The 21,998-nt window shown below is 68.8% G+C and carries 15 protein-coding genes and 1 tRNA gene; 8 read left to right on the plus strand and 8 right to left on the minus strand.

Features of this window, described 5'->3' with window-relative positions; all coding sequences use genetic code 11:
• Positions 1-5 precede the first annotated feature (5 nt).
• The 3 genes from Raf01_RS21415 to Raf01_RS21425 all read right to left on the minus strand — a co-directional run bounded on the left by Raf01_RS21415 (position 6) and on the right by Raf01_RS21425 (position 3,035).
• Positions 6-1,400, minus strand: coding sequence for a hypothetical protein (locus Raf01_RS21415; protein WP_203919731.1), 1,395 nt, complete (start codon positions 1,398-1,400; stop codon positions 6-8).
• 1 nt (position 1,401) lies between these two features.
• Positions 1,402-1,743 carry a pilin gene (locus tag Raf01_RS21420; RefSeq protein ID WP_239133784.1) on the minus strand — a complete coding sequence of 114 codons (342 nt, stop codon included), beginning with the start codon at positions 1,741-1,743 and terminating at the stop codon, positions 1,402-1,404.
• A gap of 419 nt (positions 1,744-2,162) precedes the next feature.
• The gene (locus Raf01_RS21425; protein WP_203919732.1) at positions 2,163-3,035 is read right to left on the minus strand and encodes a hypothetical protein; all 873 of its coding nucleotides are present in this window, start codon (positions 3,033-3,035) and stop codon (positions 2,163-2,165) included.
• A 1,812-nt stretch (positions 3,036-4,847) separates the two neighbouring features.
• On the opposite strand from Raf01_RS21425, the gene Raf01_RS21430 reads away from it, so the two are divergent.
• From Raf01_RS21430 to Raf01_RS21455, 6 genes are all read left to right on the plus strand, one after another.
• Entirely contained in the window at positions 4,848-5,588 is a 741-nt protein-coding gene (locus Raf01_RS21430; RefSeq protein ID WP_203919733.1) for a hypothetical protein, read from the plus strand.
• A complete protein-coding gene (locus Raf01_RS21435) occupies positions 5,581-6,567 on the plus strand; it encodes a TRM11 family SAM-dependent methyltransferase (protein WP_203919734.1) in 987 nt (328 codons plus the stop codon). The genes Raf01_RS21430 and Raf01_RS21435 overlap by 8 nt, the downstream gene beginning before the upstream one ends.
• 122 nt (positions 6,568-6,689) lie before the next feature.
• The gene (locus Raf01_RS21440; protein WP_203919735.1) at positions 6,690-7,040 is read left to right on the plus strand and encodes a hypothetical protein; all 351 of its coding nucleotides are present in this window, start codon (positions 6,690-6,692) and stop codon (positions 7,038-7,040) included.
• Positions 7,037-8,119 carry a tyrosine-type recombinase/integrase gene (locus Raf01_RS21445; protein ID WP_239133785.1) on the plus strand — a complete coding sequence of 361 codons (1,083 nt, stop codon included), beginning with the start codon at positions 7,037-7,039 and terminating at the stop codon, positions 8,117-8,119. Before Raf01_RS21440 ends, Raf01_RS21445 begins: the two co-directional genes overlap by 4 nt.
• Before the next feature lie 334 nt (positions 8,120-8,453).
• Positions 8,454-9,440 carry a DUF4238 domain-containing protein gene (locus Raf01_RS21450; protein ID WP_203919736.1) on the plus strand — a complete coding sequence of 329 codons (987 nt, stop codon included), beginning with the start codon at positions 8,454-8,456 and terminating at the stop codon, positions 9,438-9,440.
• A 143-nt stretch (positions 9,441-9,583) separates the two neighbouring features.
• The gene (locus tag Raf01_RS21455) at positions 9,584-10,225 is read left to right on the plus strand and encodes a hypothetical protein (RefSeq protein WP_203919737.1); all 642 of its coding nucleotides are present in this window, start codon (positions 9,584-9,586) and stop codon (positions 10,223-10,225) included.
• Between the two features lie 140 nt (positions 10,226-10,365).
• Here the strand turns inward: Raf01_RS21455 and Raf01_RS21460 are convergent, their stop codons facing one another.
• The 5 genes from Raf01_RS21460 to Raf01_RS21480 form a co-directional block, all read right to left on the minus strand.
• On the minus strand, positions 10,366-14,451 hold the full coding sequence (locus Raf01_RS21460) for a hypothetical protein (protein WP_203919738.1): 4,086 nt from the start codon (positions 14,449-14,451) through the stop codon (positions 10,366-10,368).
• A 271-nt stretch (positions 14,452-14,722) separates the two neighbouring features.
• Positions 14,723-15,751 (minus strand): tyrosine-type recombinase/integrase, encoded by a 1,029-nt coding sequence (locus Raf01_RS21465; protein WP_239133786.1) that lies wholly within the window; start codon positions 15,749-15,751, stop codon positions 14,723-14,725.
• Complete coding sequence (locus Raf01_RS21470) at positions 15,748-16,221, minus strand: AbrB/MazE/SpoVT family DNA-binding domain-containing protein (RefSeq protein WP_203919739.1); 474 nt, start codon at positions 16,219-16,221, stop codon at positions 15,748-15,750. The genes Raf01_RS21465 and Raf01_RS21470 overlap by 4 nt, the downstream gene beginning before the upstream one ends.
• A 114-nt stretch (positions 16,222-16,335) precedes the next feature.
• Positions 16,336-16,422: transfer RNA gene (locus Raf01_RS21475), tRNA-Leu, on the minus strand.
• Between the two features lie 128 nt (positions 16,423-16,550).
• A complete protein-coding gene (locus Raf01_RS21480; RefSeq protein WP_203919740.1) occupies positions 16,551-17,315 on the minus strand; it encodes an SDR family oxidoreductase in 765 nt (254 codons plus the stop codon).
• 448 nt (positions 17,316-17,763) lie between these two features.
• On the opposite strand from Raf01_RS21480, the gene Raf01_RS21485 reads away from it, so the two are divergent.
• Positions 17,764-19,128, plus strand: a complete 1,365-nt coding sequence (locus Raf01_RS21485; RefSeq protein ID WP_203919741.1) for a tetratricopeptide repeat protein — start codon at positions 17,764-17,766, stop codon at positions 19,126-19,128.
• A gap of 143 nt (positions 19,129-19,271) precedes the next feature.
• Complete coding sequence (locus tag Raf01_RS21490) at positions 19,272-21,854, plus strand: fibronectin type III domain-containing protein (protein ID WP_203919742.1); 2,583 nt, start codon at positions 19,272-19,274, stop codon at positions 21,852-21,854.
• The last annotated feature ends 144 nt before the right edge of the window (positions 21,855-21,998 follow it).

Consider the following 21,998-nt stretch of genomic DNA (forward strand, 5'->3'; position numbering starts at 1 on the left):
CCGGTTCACGGCCGCGGTCGAGGCGGTGGCGGGAACCGGCCGGTCCCTGGCCGCGGACGCGGGGCCTGCCATGCCGGCCGGGTCTTCGGCATCGCCGTGCCCGGCGTCGTGCCCGGGGGCACCACCGGCCGCGGTGTAGGCGACCCCGGCGGTGCGGCGCCACCCCTCCACGCCGGCCGGGTTCGGGGCATCGCGGTCGCCGGATTCACGCCCGGCCGCGTCGCCCCCGTGCCGGAGCCGGGGCCCGTGGCACCGGCGGGTGCGCCGCCCATCCACGTCGGCCGTCGCTTGGGCATCGCCGTGGCGGGGTTGACCCCGGGCGGCACGAGCGGACCTGTCGGCGCAGCGGGGGCAGCGCTGGACGCGGCCGTCGATGATCGGGGCGCGGGGCGGGTCGCGGTCGGCCGGGGCATCCGCGGCTTCCAGTACGGGATGGCCGTGCGCGACGCGTCCAGGCCAGCGGCACGGGCAGTGGCCCGGCCCGCCGATGCCGCCCTGCCGGCGCCCCGCAACGGCAGGCGCAGCAGCCCGGTCAGCTGCTGCATGAGCACCATCCGCACCAGCAACCCGGCCGGATTACGGCCACCACCACTCCTGGTGACATAGCGGCGCATCAGTCCGGGAATCTTGATCGTCACCCACAACAGGCAGATGACGATGAACAAGTCGAACACCCCGAACGGATCGTTGGGGATACCCAGCACGGGCAGATTCGCCTTCGGATCCAGGAAAATGATCATTGTGGTGTGCAGGGCCAGGGCCTGCAGGGTGACCGTGCCCAGCAGCCCGAGAAACGAGCGCCACCACAACCGGGCGGCGCCGTCGGTGAACGGGCTGGCGTGACAGGCCAGCGCCAGCGGGGCGATGCCACACAGCACGATCAGCAGCCCCAGCCGCACACAGCAGGTCGCCAGCAGCATCCCGGTCAATACAGCGGCCATCAGCACAAGCACCAGCACCAGCAGCGGCTCGGCCGGGTTCAGGATCGCGCCGTTGATAATGTCCAGCATCTGGCTGAACGCGCCGCTGGTGTCGATCTGTTGACCGGTCACCGCGACGGTCACCGCGTTGCCGAGCTGGATCAGCTGCGAGCACAGTGGCGTGGCGAAGTTCGCCGCGATGAACCCGATGACCAGCCGCGGCGCCAACTCGTTGATTCCGTACCGGGTCTGGATGGTGTGTTGTGTCATGACCAGAACGCCGGCGGTCAGAAACGCCAACACGAATCCGGCGTCCACGATGGTCAGAGCGCTGCTGGCCAGGGTCTGCACCTGCGGCAAACCGGTGACGTCCGGGCTCGTGAACAAGGTGGCCGACAGCAGGTTCCACATCGCCTGGAATCCCGGGACGATGTGGGACAGCAGCCATGTCACGGCCCCGCCGAACAGATAGTCGATCATGTTAGACCTGCACGATGCTCTGCAGGGCTGTCATGAGGACCGGTGCGAGTAGCGCCAGGGCGTAGCCGATCCCGGCGGATTTGAACGAGCCTTTGGCGCGTTCGATCTCTGACGGGTCACCGCTGGCCATCAGATAGCGCACCCCGCCTACGGTGAGGAACAGGGTGGCGACGCCGCCGATGATGCCGCACACCCACCAGCGCAGGTGGTCGATGACCGTCGGCAGGTCGTAGGTGGCCGGTGGCGGCGCCGGCGGGGCGGCGAACGCCAACCCGGACGCCAGCAGGATGATCGAAGTGGCCACGACCGCGGTCGTGGCCACCCGCACAACAGTGCGAGACATGGGTGAGAACACCTCCCGCCCCGCCAGGCGAGGCAATCAAAAAAGGGATGGGAGGCGTCACCACAGACGCGGATGGGCGGGGGCCCGGGGCCGTGGGAGCCTTGCTCCTTCACGTCGGAGTTGGTTGGGGGTGAACACGACCAGTCCGGCCGGCCCCGGGCCCACGCCTGGTGCCTGTGGTGGCGCAGGGAATCCGCTGGCTCCACCTGTCCCGGCGACCGGGGTGTCGAGGGCGGTTCCTTGCCCACTCATGGCTCCAGTTGGGTACCCAACCCAGCCCCCGAACCCAGACAGCCACCCAACCAGCACTCAACTGGCCCAACCAGCGCCCGCCGCTTCGCCCCAGAAACGCGAAAAACGGCGGGGCGGCGACCCTGAGGATCACCGCCCCGCCGTCTGGAATGCTCACTCGTTCGCTGTTAGGCAGCGGCCGGGGCGCCGGCCGTAGAACGTGCCCGGGTGGCCCCGATGGCACGCAGCGCCAGGCGCCGCCGCCTCGCGCGCATGCGCGTCGTTCGGGCCGCGGCCTCGATGATGGACACCCGATCCAGTTCGCCGCCAGCGATCGCGGTCACCAGCTTCTGCTCCGCCTGGCGTCTCCATGCCCCAGCGACCGCTGCGGACACCCCGAGCCGCCCGGCGACCGCCTGCACGGTCTCGTCTTCCAACCGAGTACGGCTGATCAAATACCAGTCCTCCGGGGACAGCACACCGGCCGCGACCGCCCTCACCAACACCCACTCCGGATGGTCAGCCGGTGGCCGGGGCGGCAGCGACCACGTGGCGTGCACCGCGATGGTCGGTGCCGACGCCTCTCGCTGCATGGCGTCCTTCACCGCGCGGGCGCCGGCGTCCACGAGCTTGCCGGCGATCCGGTCATGGGATAGATCGAGGTCGGCCAACCTGTCCAGGAACCCGGAGATCATTTCCGAGTCGCGGTCGCAAGAGTCGCCGTGCCATCCGCGGGCCAACAGGCCGGCCATCCGCCGCAGGCCCGGCAGCGCCATACCGACCACGGCGACCCGCCACTCCGGATCACCGCTACGGGCCAGCGGCACCAGCCGCCGCCACACCGCGTCCCGAGCCTGCGGGCTGGTCTCGTCGCACACCATCAGGTCGCGCAGCTTCCCCAGCGGTACCTCGCGCTGCGGGAGATGGGGCAGACCCCGGCAATCCAGGGCCAATGGCCGGGGCTCGCAGGCCAACAACTGGAACGCGCGCTCCGCGGCGGCCAACGCCGTTGTTGGCCACGGCATACGCCCCACAGCGCGGTCGTCAACCACAGTCGTCACGATCATGCTCCTTGAGGGATCAGGGTCGGCGCGCGTTCCCCCGGAAAGTCCGACGGCACGCCAGGACCCGCCCAGCAAGCCACACCCACCCAACCAGTTGGGCTGCCGAACGACCCCGACCCTCAGGAGCGCAAGGGCCGGCGCAATGAGCCCTCGGTTGGGTCGTTGGCCCAGGTCACAACCATCGGCGTGGACCAACGAACGCCTCGCCCGAGAAAGCCGGCGCGACGCCCGCACCTCAACGGACCCGCCCAACGTTTGCGCAGCTCACCGCCACCAGTTGGGCCAGTTGGGGCCAGCCAACCCAACTGACACCGCGAACCCCACCGCAAGGTCTCAGCCATGCATCTCGGCGGCGACGAATCGCGCCACCACCCGTCAGCTCGGGACCATCCACCGTCAGCACACCAGTCAGCCGGTCCGGCCACCGCCGGTACCGCACGACCGGTACGACCGCCCGGTGCCGGTCCTCGACCGGTACCGCCACCGGTGCCGGTCCGGCCCGGTACCGCACCGGTCCTGGATCGAACGGTAGGTACCGCGCCGGCCCCCAACCGGCGGTGCCGGTCGAGCGGTATCCGCAGTGGCGGCACCAGTCCCGGCGGATCACCGGTCCCGGACCGGTACGGTGATCCGTTCGGTCCTCGATGCGGGACGGAGAGTGGTACCGGTGGTACGGGCCGAACCGCTACCGCCTTCGGCAACCGGTCGACCGGCCTCGGACCGCCGGTGCCGGCGCTGCCGATCGTTCCCGCGGCGTCACTCCCCCACCCGAACCGATGACAAAGCGTGACAGCAGCAACGGCCCCTGTTCCTCAAATGCCAAACGCTTGGATCGGACCGCTCAACTCACACTTCGTGGCGGTAGTCAATCCGGCCGGCACCCGCCAGCCTCCGCCTAAGGAAGCCGCGCACGGCCATGGGAAAGACGTCCGCGCTGACGAACGGCACTGCAAAGCGCGAACGCCCGTCCAGCCGGATACAAAGCTTATCCGCCAGCCCCGCCCAACCAGGGTCACCGATCGTGGCCACCAATACGGCCGTACCCGTTCCTGAAGGGGCCAGAGCACCGGACCAAGACGCAGCCACTGGTTGCACTCCGTCATCCGCCGGGCCGATATTGGCGGGCATCTGGCAGCCGGTCTCGTTCACCGACGGCCGCGGCTCGCGACCGGTACTGCCCGACGGTCGTGTGCCGGTACCGGGGCGTCGTAGCGGTGCGCACCGGTCCCGGGCACCGGACCGGTACACCCCCGACCGGGTCCCGACGATCACCAGTACTGGTGCCCAACCCGCCAGTACGCGACCGGCCCCGACCTCTGGTACCGGTGGCCGGGGCGTGCCGGTCCCGGCCCAGGACCGGTACCGGACCGGTACCGGCGATCGTCGGGACCGGTACGCCACCGGTGACCCGTCACGTCCCGGCCGTTGTTCACCAGCCGGTTACCTCCGGCCGTTCCGATCCAAGGGGCGCCCGCGCTGCCCGGGCGGCTCCGTTTCGTCCAGGCGCGCCCGTCCATTCCGACCCAGTGCACGGGGCGAGCACCGCCGTCTCGGGCACCAGTTGGGTACACAACTGGAAGCCGCAGCGCCAGTTGGGTACCCAACTCATCGCCAAGCCACCAGTTGGGTACCCAACCAGCTCTTGGATTCGTCAGTGAGGTACCCAACTGAGAGCCCACGGTCCCGGTTGGGTACATCCAGTTGGGTCAGTTGGCCGCCGGTGCCCGGTCACCCGCGACGAGCGGGGAGCCAGTTGGGCCATGTGTGGGTGTGAACACGACCAGCCTGGCGCGGGAGCCGCACCCACCCATGGCACCTTCCTCTTCGAACGGACCCCAGCACAATCGGGCCGACGACGGCAGGCCGCAGCGCCCGATGATCGACGGGTACGCGTTTGTCGAACTCGTCGCCACGGGCGACGCCGACACCGGCACCCGACCGGTTCCGGTCACCGTGTGGCACGTCGCCGAAGCAGACCACACGGCCCCCACCGGCGAGGCCGAAGACGGTGGCCGGTTCGACACCGTCCTGGCCGGAATGATCGTGGCCTCCTACGCCCGGCCCCGCGGCACCATCGTGACCCTCGGGCACGATCCGGCCCTTGCCGGTGCGGCCGGCGCCTACGGCTGCGACTACCGCACCGTGACCACCCCCGCGGATCTGGCCGGCCTGGACCACGTCGCCGGGCAGATCACCCTCGTCGTCTTGCCCTGGCCCCCGAACCAGGACAGGCAGATCGAGCTGGACGCGCTGCGGGACATGTTCGCCGCCTGCCGCGCCCTGCTGGCCCGCGACGGCGTCACCTGCGTCGCCCTGACCACCAACCCGGCCAGGGACGGCTACGACCAGCACGCCTCGGCGCTGATCTCGGCCGCTGGCGACAGCGGCCTGGAGCTAATCCGACACATCCTCGCGGTGACCGAGCCAGTCACCGGCCCACACGGGCACCTGCGACTGGCTCCGACCGCGCAGGTGTCGCTGGTCGACCGGCTGCAGCTGCACATCCGCAAGCACGTGCTGCTATTCGTCATCGGCGGCGACCGTGGCTAGCCGCGTCACCCGTGACCAGGCCCGCGTCACCGGAGACGCGGCTGCGGTCGCGGTAACAGAAGCCGGGCGCACCACCTACGTCTCGCACGGCACGGGTGCGCATTCGGCGAGACGGATCCACGTCACGGGCGACGCGGCCGACGCTGGCCACCAGGTCACCCCGACGCCAAATACGACGGCGGAGCGACGCTCGTCGGTCATCGTCCTCAGCGCGCGCAGTGTTCGCGCCCAGCGAGCTGGCCGCTACGTCGCCGGGAGCGGCGCACACCCGGCCCGGCTGACACCCGATCTGGCCGCGACGCTCATGCGCGACTACAGCCAGCCCGGCGACCTGGTGCTCGATCCGCTCGCCGGCACCGGCACCGTCCTGGTGGAGGCCACCCACCTGGGCCGCAACGCCCTGGGGATCGCCGATGACCCTGGCTGGGTCGCGCTGGCCCGCGCCAACCTCGCCTTCGCCCACCGGCAGGGCGCCACCGGCCATGCCCGGGTCCTGGCCACCGACCCGACTCGGCTCCCCGCCGGCATCCCCAACGAGCTACATGGCCAGGTCACCCTCGTGCTGACCAGCCCACCACCATCCCGAACCATGCGTGTCAACGGTCGACAACGACCGATCATGACGCGCCCGGCGACGCAACGGATCCAGATACTCGACGGACTCACCGCCACCCTCGCCGGCTGCGTCCCGCTACTCGCGCCAGGCGGCATCGTCGCAGTCGTCACGCGACCCTGGTACCGGGACACCACAATGACCGACCTCGCCACACAGGTCGTCTCCGCTGGCCAGGCCGCCGACCTGACTCTGGTCGCCTGCCGCCGCGCCGTCCACGACATGCCCACGAACGCACCCATCGCACGGTCCGTCGAAGAGATCCCCGCACTCTCCGACGGGCGGTACGACAACCATGCCCGAGTGACGGTCAGCCACGACGATATCGCCGTATTCCGGGCCGACCCGACCGGAGGGCCGACGTGAGTCGCCTGGACGGTCCAATGCGGATCGACGATCGTGATGCCGAGCGGTCCGCCGGCACGCTGCTCCCCTCGGGAATCGCCACATACCCCGGAGTACTACCTCTTCCAACTCTGCGCGAGGGCGTGGACGAGGTCGCAGCACGGTACGCGGTCACCTCGGTCGACGACGATGGGAGACTGGCCGACCGGTCGATCCTGACGTTTCTCGGCTGGGCTCCGGGACAGCCCATCGATCTGGCTATTGAGCCGGGTCCAATAGTCGACGTTCGGCTCAACGGCAACACCGCAATCAACTCCCGGGGCTTCCTGCGGATTCCCTTGCCGCTGCGACGCCGGTGCGGGATCGCACCCCGTGACCGGGTGCTGGTCGCCGCCTACCAGCGACCGCAAGAGCTGCTGATCATACCTATGAGCACCGCCGATGACCTTGTGCGCGCCTATCGCCGCTCCCACCTTGACGGGGCGACCCCATGACCGGATCGATTCCCCAACGCAACGCTCAGCTGGAGACACTGCGCGACCTGCTCCAGCAACTCGGTGTTCAGCCCGAACAGCTGCTTGCCGATCCGATGGCGCCACCAGTGGTCGTACCCACATTCAACGAGTACGTATGGCAGGTAGCGGAAGCGGTATCCCCCGGCACCAAGCGGGCATACCACTCCTACTGGCGACGCATCTGCCACCACTGGGGCTCCCGCCGACTCGACGAGCCAACTCCCTTGGAAATCAAACGACTCGCCGAGACCATCCGTACGGACGTCGTGGTCCGCCGCAACGCCCGCGGAGGACGCACCGCCGCCGAGCACCTCATCGCCGCTATGCGCTGCATCTACCGCCACGCGGTCATGGACGGTCTCATCGCAGAGACCGACAACCCCGCCGCGAAGGTAGCCAAGCCGCGTCGGCTCGCCAGCACCCGGCGGGCGATCCCAGAAACACAACTGGCTGCGATCGTCGACATCGCAGGATCGACGGGCAACGACCCAGAGCTGGACAGCCTGCTGATCCGGCTGCACACCGAGACCGCCTGCCGCCGCGGTGGCGCCCTCGCCCTACGGCCGCGGGACCTCGATCCCGATCAATGCCTGATTTACCTACGGGAGAAAGGCGGCACGTCCCGCTGGCAACCGGTCTCACCAACCCTCATGCGGCACTTGCTCGCCCACCACCGCGAACGCGGCGACAGCAACCGCGACGGCAGCCTCCTGCGTTACCGGGGCGGTCGACCCCTGACCTACCGCCGCTACGACCACCTCTGGCACCGCATCGGCACCCATCTCCCATGGGTAGCAGCACAGCACGTGAGCACACACTGGCTACGACACACCACGCTGACCTGGGTGGAACGCGCCTTCAGCTACGCCGTCGCCCGCGCCTACGCCGGACACACCGGAAAGAACGATGTCGGCACCACCATGACCTACGTACGCGCCGAAATCCAAGAGGTCGCTGCCGCCCTCGCCGCACTGACCACCGAACCACACCCCCTGACCATGCCGACGACCGATGCCGACGATCGTCAGCCGACCGCGCGTTCCCCCCTACCCACCTGAGAGGCGATCGCACTCTAGGCACCGGGGGTGTCCGATCGGTGGTCCCGCTCATATTCGCGAGGGGACCATCGATCGTGACGTTGGGCTTCCGCCGGCAGAGATCTCCAGCCGCGCTGGCCCGTATCCACACGCCACCGATGCTGTATCGCCAGCGCATGGGTGAGCCATTACGTGTGTTGTATGCGCTCAGCCGACATGCGAGAGCACGGACGGCCCGGCCTCTGCAGAGGGAATGGTCCACCCGTGTCGTCGTAGACCAAGGAGTAGTACCGCGTGGCAGATAGCGTTAGCGCCCGTGTCCGGTAGCGTGACTTCGGGGTAGGTGACGAGGAGTATGGGGCAGGATAAGGCACGACGGCATCACCAGGTACCGCAGTTCTATCTCCGTGGGTTTTCTGATGGCGGCGACCGCGTCAAGGTCGTGCGGTTTGGTGATCGGCCGAGCACATTCATCGCCAGCGTCAAGAACGTCGCAGTGGAAGCGAACTTCTACGCGGTCGACTGGCTCGACCCGGCTAGGGAGGGCCTCGCGGAGCAGCTGATCGGTGACATCGAGCGAACCGCATCCGAGGCGCTGCGGCTGCTGGTTCGGGGTCAGGAGCTATCGGTCGAGCAGCGCGGCGCAGTGGCGACGTGGGTGGTGCTGCAGTACGTACGCGGCCGAGGCAAGCGCGCCGACTCCATCGGGTTGCAAAAGACCATGCTGCGCGCGAACCTGGCCGTTCGCGGCAAACAACGGCTCGCGTCCCAACTCGGCCTCAGCGACATCGCGAGGATCGACGAGATCTGGGATCGAGTCGTGGTCCGCGGCGAACTTCCCGACCCACCGACTGCGCGGTACAACCACATCCGCATGATGCTCAAGACCGTATCCCGGGTGGCGCCCGCCTACGCGTTGGCGCACTGGCAGCTCGTCACCTTTCAGCGACGACGGCTATTCACGTCTGACCAGCCGGTCTGCCTTTGGTCCCGGCCCAGCGACGACCCTGGCATCGGGCTGCTCACCGCGGACGCCGTGTCGGTGCCCCTCACCCGCAACATCGGTCTAGTGATCTTCCCGCAGATACCGTCCAATACGATCGGCGAGTCGGCACCGACAACGCAGTACCATCGCTGGTTCACGACCCAGGCATGGATGTGCGCCGAGGAATTCCTCATCATGCACCCCGACGACGAGGTGCCCGACCGGCTGCCCAGTCAACGAGAACCGCAGCTCGGCACGCTCGGCCTGCCCGCGGTGCAGCAGTTCATCGAAATCGGCGAGGCGTGGCATGCTCGCCGCGACCACGCGTGGGCCGCAGAGGCCGACACTAGTTCCTGATCACCCAGGTCGATCAATCGGCTGCATCGTGGATGGAGCAGTCGACGCTGACGCTGCCCGATGGGCAGATGCGTGAGGCACCGCCGGATCCACGTGCAGATGATCACCAAGCCGAGATCGGATGCTCCGTTCGTTAGGAAACGGTGATCTTTGTACTCGTACCCGTCTCACATCACGCCTCGTTTGTAGAGGCGGTCAGCGTCGCCGACCCGCTCCGCTCGAAAAGGATGGAATCCCCAGTGCACGACGTAATCGACTCATGGTTTCGTGAACAGGGCGAAACCCGGCAGCGCGATCTACTGGAGAACTACGACAAGCCCGTCCAGCCGGTTTACATCCAGTCACTGGCCGAGGCGAAGATAACAGTACTTCCAAGCCCGAGAGACGGCAGCGTGCACCAGGTATATCTCCCGCCAGCGGTTCAGGGATACCTTGCCCAAGAACGAATCAATCGCGGCATGCCGAAAAGCAGCATCGTCGCGTTCCGGCAACCGCTGGACGACGACACTATTCAACAGTTTCTCGCGCGGGCGAACGGCTGGCTGGCGTACCGCGAGTGGCCGGCCACCGACTACGGCTACGAGGCGATCCTCTTCCCCGCCACACTCGTGAGATACAACGACCAGAAGGAACCCGGCCGACGCGGCGACGTCACCTACTTCACTACACTCGATGAAGTCAACGGCGTTGACGAGGAGCTGCTAGCCCGTGCCCGCCGGGAACGGGAGCCCGCCAGAAACTTCAGCCCGGACCACGATTGGATCCCGGGTGACCCCTTCGTCTGATGCTGGCCGGGGTCAGCGGGCGAAATTGCTGATGGCGGCCTGGACATCTATGACTTGGCCGAAGAGCTGATTGCCGCTGCTTTTGTGTGCGAGGGTACCCGGTTCATGGGACCCTATCGGCTGGAACTCACCTCCGACGACTACCGGCCGGGTTCCCGCGCGGCGGGGATGCGTTCGGCTTCGACGCCGCGACGCGACCACTCGCTTGGAACAGGGAGATTGGTGTTGATGATGAGTACTCCGACAAGGGTCGGGTACCTCGGATCGTCTAGGCCGTGCAGACGCGGCTTTAACCAGTCGATGTAGTTTTCGATCACGCCGGGTGGCGCTGTCTTGCGGCCGTGATCGAGCACCACCAGGATTGAGAGCTGGCTGCCTCGGCCGACACCATACTGGGAAGGCTGCCCGACGTAGCGAGCGCAATCGTCGACCGTGATCGGCTTGCCCCGCGAAACTTTGAGCTCGGCGATTATGTCGTCGTGGAGGAGGTCGTCGAAGCCACCGGCGACCGGGTCACGGCGGGTCAGCCGGCCGCCGATCTCAGGGTCGGTGAGTAACCGACGTTCCAGCTCGTCGTGGAACTGAGCCTCGGTGACACGGGTGCCACGTCTAAAGACCTTCTCGAACATGATGGTCTGCGCCGCGCGCACGCAAGCGGCAAAGAGCCGACAGAAACCTCGCACGTCCTCCGCGTCGAACATTGTCGCGTCGAGCGCGGCGAACATCGACAGGAGTCGGCTGTCGGTCTGCTCGTGTTCGGTCAGCGCGTCCCGGCTCGGGTCGAACGGCCGCAGTCTGAGGCGGCGCAGACCCCCGACGTCGACAACCTGCTCGTATCCGTCACCGACCAGGCGTACTTGCAGCGGGCAGTCTAGAGCGGGAGCGAGAATCGCCTGCTCGACGCCGCAGTGCAGCGGCGCCTCGTCGTGCAGCATGATCCCGAGTTCGTCGACGGCGCCATCGGCGAGGAGGATCTCATAGCGAGGCAGGGACAGTGCGTTCCGGCCGAGGGTGGTAACTGGTTCGACGATGCACCGTTCAGCCCAATCGGGAACATCCAGCAGTCGGACGGTCATGCCCAGGTGGTAGACCTCGCCGGGTCGCACGACGAGGACATCGGTGACGGGTACGCCAAGGATGCTGGCCACACAGACGGCTCGTGGCAGCTGAACCGGCGCCGGCACCAGGGCTCTGGGTGTGAACCGCCGTGGGGTCAGGCCAGTACCGACGAGGGAGACCGGCGCAGGGACGGTGGCTAGGCTTCGCCACGCTGTCTCGGCCGCCGCCGGGTCGCCAACCGCCTCCACCGCAGTCAAGAATCCGCGAAGGTTGCTGGGACCCGTCTGCGGCGCCGCGTCCAGCGCGGTGCGCAAGACCTGGGCCCGTCGCTGCGCGGCCTGGAGCAGGACCGGCGTGGTCGGGTCGGCGAGTCGGAGCGCGGCGTCGTACCGGAATAGGAGTGCAGCGATCTTCCAAGCACTGGCGATCAGTGCGCGCTGGGCGCCGCTGGCGTGGGTAGCCGGCGTTGCCTGGAGCCTTTCGGCCGCCTTGTCCAGCACCTCGGCGTCGGCTGCAGGATCGGTGACGGTGGGGGCGAGCAGCAGCGCTGCGACTGTTGCCGCGGTCCGTAATGTGTCGAGGGTAGCGCGGACCTGTCCGTCCTGCGTCGCGTCCGGGAACGCCTGCTCGACCGCAGTCACCGCCGCATCTGCTGCCGCAGTGAGCGTCGACAGCTGTGCGGTGTTGGGTGGCCCGACGACGAGTGCCTCGCCCAGTTCGGCGCCGCGCGCGATGGCACGGGCGATCGTCCGGGCAGGTGCCCCTTCTGCCCCGGGCGGCTGATCGGCTTCGACCCGGCGGGCCAGGGTAGACGCGTCGGCCCACCGCCCGGCGGACTGCAGGAGTTCGACTGGTTCGAGGGCGCGCCACGAATGCGCGGACCCATGCACAGTGCTCAACGGCTCGATGTCGGCGAATGGGGTGCCAGTGAGCAGGTACGGCTGATCGAATAGGGCCTGCAAGAGAGGTTCGCGGCGTGTGTTGTAGTAGTCGATCAGCTCGGGGCTGGCGGAAGTGACCAACGCCGCCCGGACCCAGAGCTGGTGGGCTCTGAGTTTTTCCGGCCAGTTTGCCGTGAGAAGCCGCTCCCGGTCTTGCGGCCGGCAAAGCTCAACGTAGGCAAGCGCGAAGTCCAACCACCTCACGGTTTCCGTGTTGTCGGGTAGCTGCTGAGCCAGGAACAGTAGCGACCAGAGGGCCGACGCGAGCACCTCCGGATGCGGGTCCGTCTGCGGCTGAGCATAGGTGGCGATCCAGCCTGCGACGCTGGCGAGCAGCCGCGGGGCCACCTCGTCCGGTAGCCGAAGCTGGGGGATCTTGTCCAGCATGGCACGGTGCACGATGACGTAGGTATCGTCTAGCAGCACGGCGGACAGCTCGGTCAGCTCGGTGGGCAGCGTGTCGGCAACACGCGCGCAGGCCATCCATAGGTCGATACCGCCCCTGCGGACCACGGGGTCGGTATGGCACAGGGCTGTATACGTGGTGGGCAGAATGTCGCGAAGCGTCTCGGCCGACACCGCGGACTTCAGCACCTCTAGCATCGCCGCACAGGTTGTGCGGTCGTGGTTTTCGTCGCCAGTGGTCGCCCCGAAGATCGATCGAACGGGCGTGAGGACGGCATCAGAATCCGCGACGGCGCACCGACCGATCGCGGCGGCAAGATTCCGCCGACGCGCGTCGCGCTTAATCCGGCTTCCGAAGCGTTCCATGTCCTGCAGGACCGGAGGAAGTCCTGTCTCGGTTGCGATGAGGGTGGAATCCTCAATCGGCTCCGACAGGGCGAGAATCACACCAAGTAGTTCGTCGATGTGGTCAGCGACGGCGTTGGGGATCTCACCGGCGAGGATACGCATATGCTCAGCGCTGTGAGCCGCGGCCTCGTTGCCCCAGTCGCCGCCGGCACGGCGAGCCATGAATGCGATCGCCAGCGAAGTCGCCTCGGGCGAGGCGTCCCACGGCTCCCGAAAACGCTGCAAGAACCAAGGCACCCGGGCGAGTTGGTCGCGTGCAGGCTGGCTCGCGGTCGCGGCCGCGGCCTCAACGATCTGCCGAGTCAGCTCTGGCTCGCCGCGCCACCCTTCCGCCAGCGCCCCAAGGGCCGCGCCAGCGGGATGAGGCATTCCGGCATAGCCGGCGTCCTCCCCGCGAATGCTCGCTGCAAGCGGCGGCCCGAGCGCCATGATGCGGGTGGCATCGACAGCGAGCAGGGCACGAGCCGCGTCAGCGCCGGCCTGGCGGGTCTGCTCTTCATCGCTAGACAGGTGGGTCACGATTCGGCCGGTCACCATGGCGAGGTCGACACGAGATGCAGCGAGTAGCCCCTCCGTCGACACAGGCACAGCCCACGGCCCGTCATCGCCGCCAGACGCCAGCTCGATAAGACGGTCCACGACGTCCGGTAGATCTGCAGCGGTCAGATCCGGCCCCAACAGACCGAAGAGTCGTCCCGCCTCGACGGAGCGTTGCTCACGCAGCACCGTGACAGCCGCGCTGACGGCCTGGCGGGTCGGGCACCGGCCCGCCTGTACCAGGGCCTGAAGGGCTTCAAGGGCAGTGTGATCGGCAGTGTCGGTGGCCAATTCGACAAGGCTGTCGACGAGCACCGGCCGAAACAGCTCCGGGGCCGCCCGCGCCGTATCCAGGACGTGCCGGACCGCCTGCTGTTGCGACCCGGTGAGCGGTTCGACACGCGGATCGGAGTGGTCGATGCGATTCAACGCCTCGCCCAGATCACGCACCACATGGCCCTCGCCGGCCAGCACCAGGCGACGGCGTTCACCACGCGCCCGGTGGCGTGCCGCGCGTTCCTGGGCGACGCGCCACGCCGCATCCGCGTGGGCCTGTTCGACGGCGGCCCGCTGGGTCGACACGGTGGCGAGGTTGGGCAGCTCGCCGGTCCCGTCACGATGCGCACAGCTCGTGCAGTTGGCCCGGTAAAATTCGATGGCGAGGTCGGTCGCTCGCGGGCTCTGGACACGCGGCGGTGGGGCGTGCTCGCAGCGGATCTCGAAGAGGCCGAGCGGCACGCCAAGCAGTGATCCGCCGTAGCTGTTGCCGCCGAGAAGCTTGAGCCGGGCGTTGCGGCAGTGCCGCCGCGTCAGCTCGATCGCCTCTGCGTTGGCCGCGCCGAGTGCGGCCGTCTCCTTGAACTCCTGCTCGCGCACAGCACAAGTACATCAGGTAGGTAAGACACTGCCCATGGCCGCGACGTCAGCTGCGGGCCGTCGAGCCCGTGGTCACCGATAGTTAGACCGTTTTGGCCGCTGGCGTTCTGCCCCAGAGGCATCAAGACAACGACCATCGTCAGCGTCTGTGCGGACGCCTGTGGAAGTGGACAGACCGCCGAGAGGGAGCTGGGACAACCGGATAGGTTGCCAGGGTGTCTGGTGGCCCCCTTCACAGTAGGTCGAAGGAGGCCACCGAATGATCGACCCTCTAGATTTCCCCAGCGAGCGGATGATCCTCGCCGGTCAAACCGGCCAACGCGACAGCGACCTCATACACGCTGGCCCGCACGTACGTGGCCGTCGAGCCTTTCCCGCCGCCGTCGGTATGCCCGGCGTAGGCGCGGGCGACCGCTTGCCCGTAGGTGCGCTCGACCCAGGTCAGGGTGGTGTGCCGCAGCCAGTGCATGCTGATCTGCTGCGTCCGTACCCATGCCAGGTGCTGCCCGATCCTCACCCACAGGTGGTCGTAGCGCCGGTAGGTCAGCCGCCGACCGTCGCGGTAGCGCAGCAACGCCGCGTCTCGATCACCGTCACCGCGCTCGGCGTGATGCGCCAGCAGGTGCCGCATTAAAGTCGGTGAGACCGGCTGCCAGCGGGAAGTACCGCCCTTCTCCCGCAGGAAGATCAGACACTGGTCGGAATCCAGATCCCGCGGACGCAGAGCGAGTGCACCACCACGACGGCAGGCGGTCTCGGTGTGCAGCCGAATCAGCAGGCTGTCGAGCCCGGGATCGTCCCCGGTACTGGCTGCCACCTGGTTGATCTCCGCAAGGCGGGCATCCCCTATCGCGCGCCGGGTGCTGGACAGCCGGCGCGGCTTGTCGACCTTCAGCGCCGGGTTGTCCGCCGCCTCCAGGTACCCGTCGGCCACCGCCCGCCGATACAGACACCGCAGTGCCGCAACCAGGTGCTCCGCGGCCGATCGCCCCCCGCGGGCATTTCGCCTGGCCACCACGTTGGTCTGCACCTGCCCCCGCAGCTGCTCGATCTCCGAGGGACGCGGCTCGTCGATCCGCCGCTCACCCCACGCCTCCACGATCCGGTTCCAGTAAGAGCCGTACGCCCGGCGGGTACCCGCCGACACCGCCGCCGCCACCACCGGTACGTACTCGGCGAACGTCGGCGCCGCCGGTCGGGCCGGTCGCACGCCAAGCAGATCGGCCGGGGAAATCCCCATCCGCTCCAGCAGCAACCGGGCCGCCTCCAACTCCGGCCGGCTCGCCGCCGTCGCGCTCATGCCGCATCACCCCGCACCGCCGCAGCATGGACGTCAGCCAGCAGGGCATGCAGGGCGGCCACTGGGTGGACCACCAGGACACCGACGGCATGGTGAGCGGCGAGCAGGACCTTGTCCCCGGTCTTGATCCGGCACCATCGCCGGACGGTCAGCGGCAATTTCAAGAACGCCTGCCGGCTGATGGAGTCCACGCCACTGGCCGCCGGGGACACGACGATGATGCCGCGCCGTTCGCGGATGTCCAGCCGGGTGCCCGGCCGCCAGCCGAGTTCGCGAACCATGCTGCGGTCGGTCACCCGACCGCTCTTGTCCACCATGCTGAGCGCGTAGATCGTGTCCACGGCGGCCGGGCTCACCGAGGCCAGCGCCGCGACCGGAAGCGGCGGTCGCGACCGGCCAGCCGGGCCGGATTCGCCATGACGGCCAGGAACGACCTTGGGGATGATCGGGGGGACGAGCGAGGTGGTCACCAGGACCACCCCCAGGGCTGGTCAGCAGCCGCCGACGGCAGTAGCAGAGGGTGAAGAAGGTGTTCAAAGGTGTTTGAACACGGACACGGGAAACTGCGCATAGAAACCCACGTGTGGTGTCCGAGGGGGGACTTGAACCCCCACGCCCTATACGGGCACTAGCACCTCAAGCTAGCGCGTCTGCCATTCCGCCACTCGGACTTGCGCGTCAACAATACCCGGCGCGGCCAAAAGTACGGCCAAGGCCGTACCCGGCCCACTCCGGGCAGGTCGTCGGGGGATCACTGTACACGGAACCGCGCCGTCCCGCTCAAGCCCGGCCTCCTTGATCATCCGTGGGTCGTCAGCCCACCGTCCACCGGGATCACCGCGCCCGTCAGGTACGCCCCCGCCCGCGAGGCCAGATAGATGGCCGTACCCGCCATGTCCTCCGGGCGGCCGATGCGCCCGAGCGGCACCTGGCCGGCGATCTCCGCCCGTACCTGCGGATTATTCAGGGCGAACGCCATCATTTTGCTGTCGAAGGGGCCCGGTGCGATCGCGTTCACCGTGATCGACTCGGCCGCCAACTGGTGCGCCAACTGCCGGGTGAGCATGTGCACCGCCGCCTTCGTCGCCGAGTAGGCGTACACCTCCATGGACGGCACCTTGATCCCGTCGATCGAGCCGATGTTGATCACCCGGGCAGGGTCGTCCTCGGTCGCGGCGGCCCGCAGCAGCGGCAGCAGCGACACGGTGAGCCGGAAGACCGGCTTGACGTTGGTCGCCCACAGCTTGTCGAACGCGCCGTCCGGGTACTCCTCCAGCGGCGCACCCCAGGTCGCCCCGGCGTTGTTGACCAGGACATCCAGGCGGGAGATCCGCGATGAGAGCCCGTCGGTCAGGGCGGCGAGCCCCTCCGGGGTCGACAGGTCGGCCGGAACGGCCTCGCAGCCCAGCGTTCCTGCGACCTCGGCGCACACGTCGGCCCTCCGGGACGAGATCCACACCTTGGCGCCGGCCTCGACGAAGCCCCGGGCGATCATCAGGCCGATCCCTCGGGAACCGCCGGTGACCAGGACGTTCTTGCCGGCAACGGAAAACAGGTCGCTCACTGATATCCCATCCATGCGTCGGTGGACACCGCTCGGGGCGCCGGAACGATCACCGGCCCTCCCGCGACCTGCACTCTACCGGCGGGTAACTTCGGCGGACCAGAGCCGACGCGACAGGCCCCGGCCCCAGCCGGCACGCGGGTAAGCCCGGCCAGCCGCCGAGGCGGACCCGCCGGCAAAGTGAACCAGCGAGCAAGCTGAGCCAGCGAGCACGCCACCCCAACAAAGGCATGCGACCTCAACAAGGGCACGCCACCTCAACAAGGGCGCACCCAACAAAGGGCACGCCAGCCAGCCAAGGCGCGCCTCCCGGCAAAGGGAACACCAAACAAAAGCAGCTCAGCCGGTACCGCGCCGAACCAACCGACAGCGCGAGAACCAAAAGACCAATACACGCACGCCGGGGTGTCCACTGGCGTTGTGGCCGGTCAGGCGTCAGTCTGACGGGGTGTCTGCACCACCACCACTGAGCGCGACCTGGCAGCACGCGGACGACCTCCGCGCCGATGGCAACTTCGTGGCAGCCCGTGACCTGCTGGAGCCGGCCGTGGACGTGGCCTGCGCCCAGCTGGGTCCCGACGACCCGGCAGTGGTGGAAACCCAACGCCGGCTGGCCACCGTTCACCGCGAGATGGGTGAGCTTCCGGCTGCCCGCCGGGTGCTGGAGGAGGCGCTGGACGGGGGCCTGCACGGCCTCGGCGACGCCGATCCGCTGATTCTGCTGATCTCCGCGGAGCTCGGCGCGATCGCCGACGAGTTGGGCAACAAGCACGAGGCGCGGCGCAACCTGGCGCGGGTCGCGCACTACGGGCCGACGGTACTCGGGCCGGACCACCCGTACGTGCGCACGTCGCTGCGGTACCTCGGGGTGGACGTACCCCCGTTGCAAGCCACCACCGCGCGCCCCGAGCCGGCGGAATCTCCCGCGGCCGAACCGGTCCAGCCGCCGCCGGCGCCCGCCGCGGTCACCGTCGAGCCCGGCGTGTACCGCCCCGCTCCCCGCGACGAGCCGGCAGCGCGGCCCGACGACGCGGCCGTGCTGCGCACCGACGCACCCGCCGGCCCCGGCGTCTACCGGCCGCCGGCACCCTCGGCCCCGATCGAGGATGCGGCGTCGGCTTCGCAACCCGCGGCGGCCCGCCCGGACACCGCACCGGGCCGAGGGACAACGCCGAACCACGGCACGACGCCGAACCAGACCACGGTGCCGAGCCAGACCGAGACGGCGCCGGGCGCCATTCCCGACCAGCGTCCGGCCGCCGCCGATCAGGAAGTCCAGAGCGGCGGTCCGCTCGCGCAGCCCTATGACTGGGCCTCGCCGACCGTCGGCCAGTGGGCTCCGCCCGCGCGGCGGCCGCGCGGGTCCGGCGAGGAGTCGCGCTCGCGCGGGCCGCTGATCGCGATGGCCCTGATCACGCTGGTCGTCGTCGCGGCGGGCGTGGCCATCGGGGTGGTGCTGTTCCATCGTGGTACGCCGTCGGCGGGCAGCCCGTCGGCGAGTTCGTCGTCGGCGCCGGCCCGGCTGGCGCCCGGCCACGTGCAGCTGCGCGACGATGGTGTGTCGGTGACGCTGACCTGGAGCGATCCGACGGCGGGCCGGGTGCCGTTCGTGGTGGCCGGCGGTCGGGCCGGTGAGACGTCGCGGGCGTTGCAGACGTTGCCCGCGGGTCAGTCCGCGTACACACTCAACGGGCTCAACCCCGCACTGGACTATTGCTTCACCGTGGTCGCGGTGTACACCACGAACGAGGTGGCCACGTCGGCACTGACCTGTACCCAGCGGGGCGCGCACCCGACCACCACCAGCAGTTGATCACGGCGGGTATCCACAGCCGCACGCAGCGGGTTCCATTGACCCCGACCCGGCCCCTATGATGGCCGCGGACTTGCACAGGGACGAGGGCAGCGGGGCAGCAGCCATCGGCCGGCACACCAATGGGACGCCGACGGTGAGGCATGACAATGTCGCGGACCGGCACATTCGTTCGTGGTCGGGGGGCCTGGGTCACCCTGGCGACGGTGCTCGGCCTCGCGGTCGCCATGGGCGCGACCGTGCTCGGCCTCGGCGCCACCGACCACGCTCTGGCCACCTCGAACGCGAGCCTGTGGATGTGGTCGAGCAGTCGGGGTGAGATCGCCCGGGTCAACGGCGAGACCGGCCGGGTGGACACCCGCTACAAAGTGGTCGACGCGCAGGGGCATGTGATCCAGGTCAGCCAGACCGACCGCTATCTGATCCTGCGCGACTTGAACACCGGCGAGGTCAGCTCGCTGGACCTGGCCACTCTGCAGGTCGCCGCGACCAGCCAGACCACCCCGGGGCTCGGGGTCACCGTGGTGCTGTCCGGCGACGCCGGGTTCATTGTCGACACGGTGCAGGGCGTGGTCCGCCAGCTCGATCCCACGTCGTTGACCCCCACCGGAGCGCCGCTGCGCTTCCCGCCGGGCCTGGGCGGTGCGGCGTTCGACGGCAACGGCACGCTGTGGCTGCTGGTCCCGACCGAGGGCACCGTGGTGGGCATCCGCGCGGCGGTGCCGCACCCGGCCAAGGGCGTGGCCGCCACCACCAGTCCGAGCGTGGCGCAGACCGTCGCGGTCGCCGACCCCGGTCACGACCTGACGATGTCCACATTGGACAGCGGCGTCGCCGTGCTCGACCAGACCGGCGACACGCTGACCACGGTACGCGGCAGCCAGAAGCGCACGCTGAGCGTGCCGATGTCGGGCACCGGCACGATGCCGTCGACCACCGGCGGCAACGGCGCGGGCCTGCCGGTCACCGTGCAGGACGACCGGCACGTCTACGTGGTCAGCAACGGCCACGTCAACGACTTCGCGGTACCGGGCAGCGGCGGCCCCGTCGCCCCGGCGGTGCCGTTCGCCGGGCGCTTCTACGTGGCCGACAACGCCTCCGGCACCGTCTACGTGCTGGACTCGGCCGGCAAGCTGGTCAGCACGATCGCGATCCCGCACGCGGGCGGTTCGCTGGAGTTGCAGGTCAAGACCGACCACCTGTTCATCAACGCGCCCAACTCCTCCACCGCCTGGGTGGTCGACAGCCACAATCGGGTCAAGGTGGTCGACAAGTACGCCAACAACGTTCTCGGGGGCGATCCGCCACCCAATCCCCCGCCCCCTCCCCCACCGCCGCCGGTACCGCCGGTCGGACCGCCCGGCGCGCCGACCAAGGTGTCCGCAGTGGCCGGCAACGCCTCGGCGCACATCACCTGGGGCGCGGCGGCGGCCCACGGCTCGGCGATCACCAAGTACGTGGTCGAGGGCGACGGCGGCGCACCGCACGAGGTGGGTGCCAAGCAGCGGTCGCTGGATGTCACCGGCCTGACCAACGGCAAGACGTACACGTTCTCGGTGCACGCGGTCAACGCCAAGGGCGCCGGTCCCAAGCGCGCCGCCAACCCGGTGGTGCCGACCTCCGAGGTTCCCGACGCGCCGGCCAGCGTCACCGCGGCGGAGCAGAAGGACGGTTCGGTGGTGCTGCGCTGGCCAGCCGCCAACGGCCAGGGCCACAAGATCGTGCAGTACTCGGTGGCCACCGTCTCCGGCGGTGCGCCGGTGGACCCGATGACCACCAAGTCCACCACGCTGACCATCGCGCCCGGCAAGCTGGCCTACGGCACGCAGTACGCGTTCACCGTCACCGCGGTCAACGACAAGGGCGCCAGTTCCAAGGCGTCGCCGCCGAGCAACTCGGTGGTGCCCTACACGGTTCCCGAGGCGCCGAAGGGGCTGTCCGCGCAGACCGTCGACGCCAAGGGTGCGATCAGCGTGGCCTGGCAGCCGGCGGTCGACAACGGTCGGAAGATCACCAAATATGTGGTCACCGCCGGCGGCAAGAGCCAGGACGTGACCGGTGCCACCTCGGTGACCCTGACCGGCTTCGGCAACGGGGCGACCGTGCAGGTCAGCGTGAAGGCGGTCAACGCGGCCGGCGACGGGCCTGCGGCCAGCGGCAGCGCCAAGACCATCAACGTACCGGTGATCACCCATGGCACCGCGTCTGCCAGCGGCTTCAACGCGATCAACGTGCCGTTCACGGTCAACGGCAACGGCAGCGCGACCTCCTGCACGATCTCCCTGAACGGCGCGGCGGCGGGCTCGTTCCCGTGCACCGGCGGCAAGAAGAGCGGGCTGTGGCCGGCCACGAAGTACAGCTTCACGGTCACCGCGTCGAACAAGGCCGGCTCGGCCAGCTTCGCCGGCAGCGTCACCACGCCGACGGTCACCGGCACCGTGGTCTGCAACAACGACAGTTACTGCGGGCACGGGTCGACCACCGGAGGCATCTGGGTGTACCCGAGTCCCAACCAGACCTCCGGCACGGAGGTCGGCGCGAAGTTCGCCGGGGCATCGGTGCAGGTGCAGTGTTACACGACGGGACAGTCGGTCAATGCCGCGCCGTACGGCGGCCGGAAGACCACCTATTGGCTGCGGATACCCTTCAACGGCAACAACTACATCCCGTACGCGTGGGTCAATCTCGACGGCGGCGCCGCGATCGGGAACCTGAAGAAGTGTTAGCACCGCTAGGAGTACCGAGAGTGACGCAGCCCCCCGTGTACCGCACCGAAGCACCCAGCAGGGAGGAGGTCGCCAGTTTCGCGGCGTTCGCCAACCGGCTCAGCCACGCCATCGGGTCGGTGGTGCTGGGCAAGGCCCAGGTCG

It is taken from the genome of Rugosimonospora africana (assembly GCF_016862975.1).
GTDB lineage: Bacteria > Actinomycetota > Actinomycetes > Mycobacteriales > Micromonosporaceae > Rugosimonospora > Rugosimonospora africana.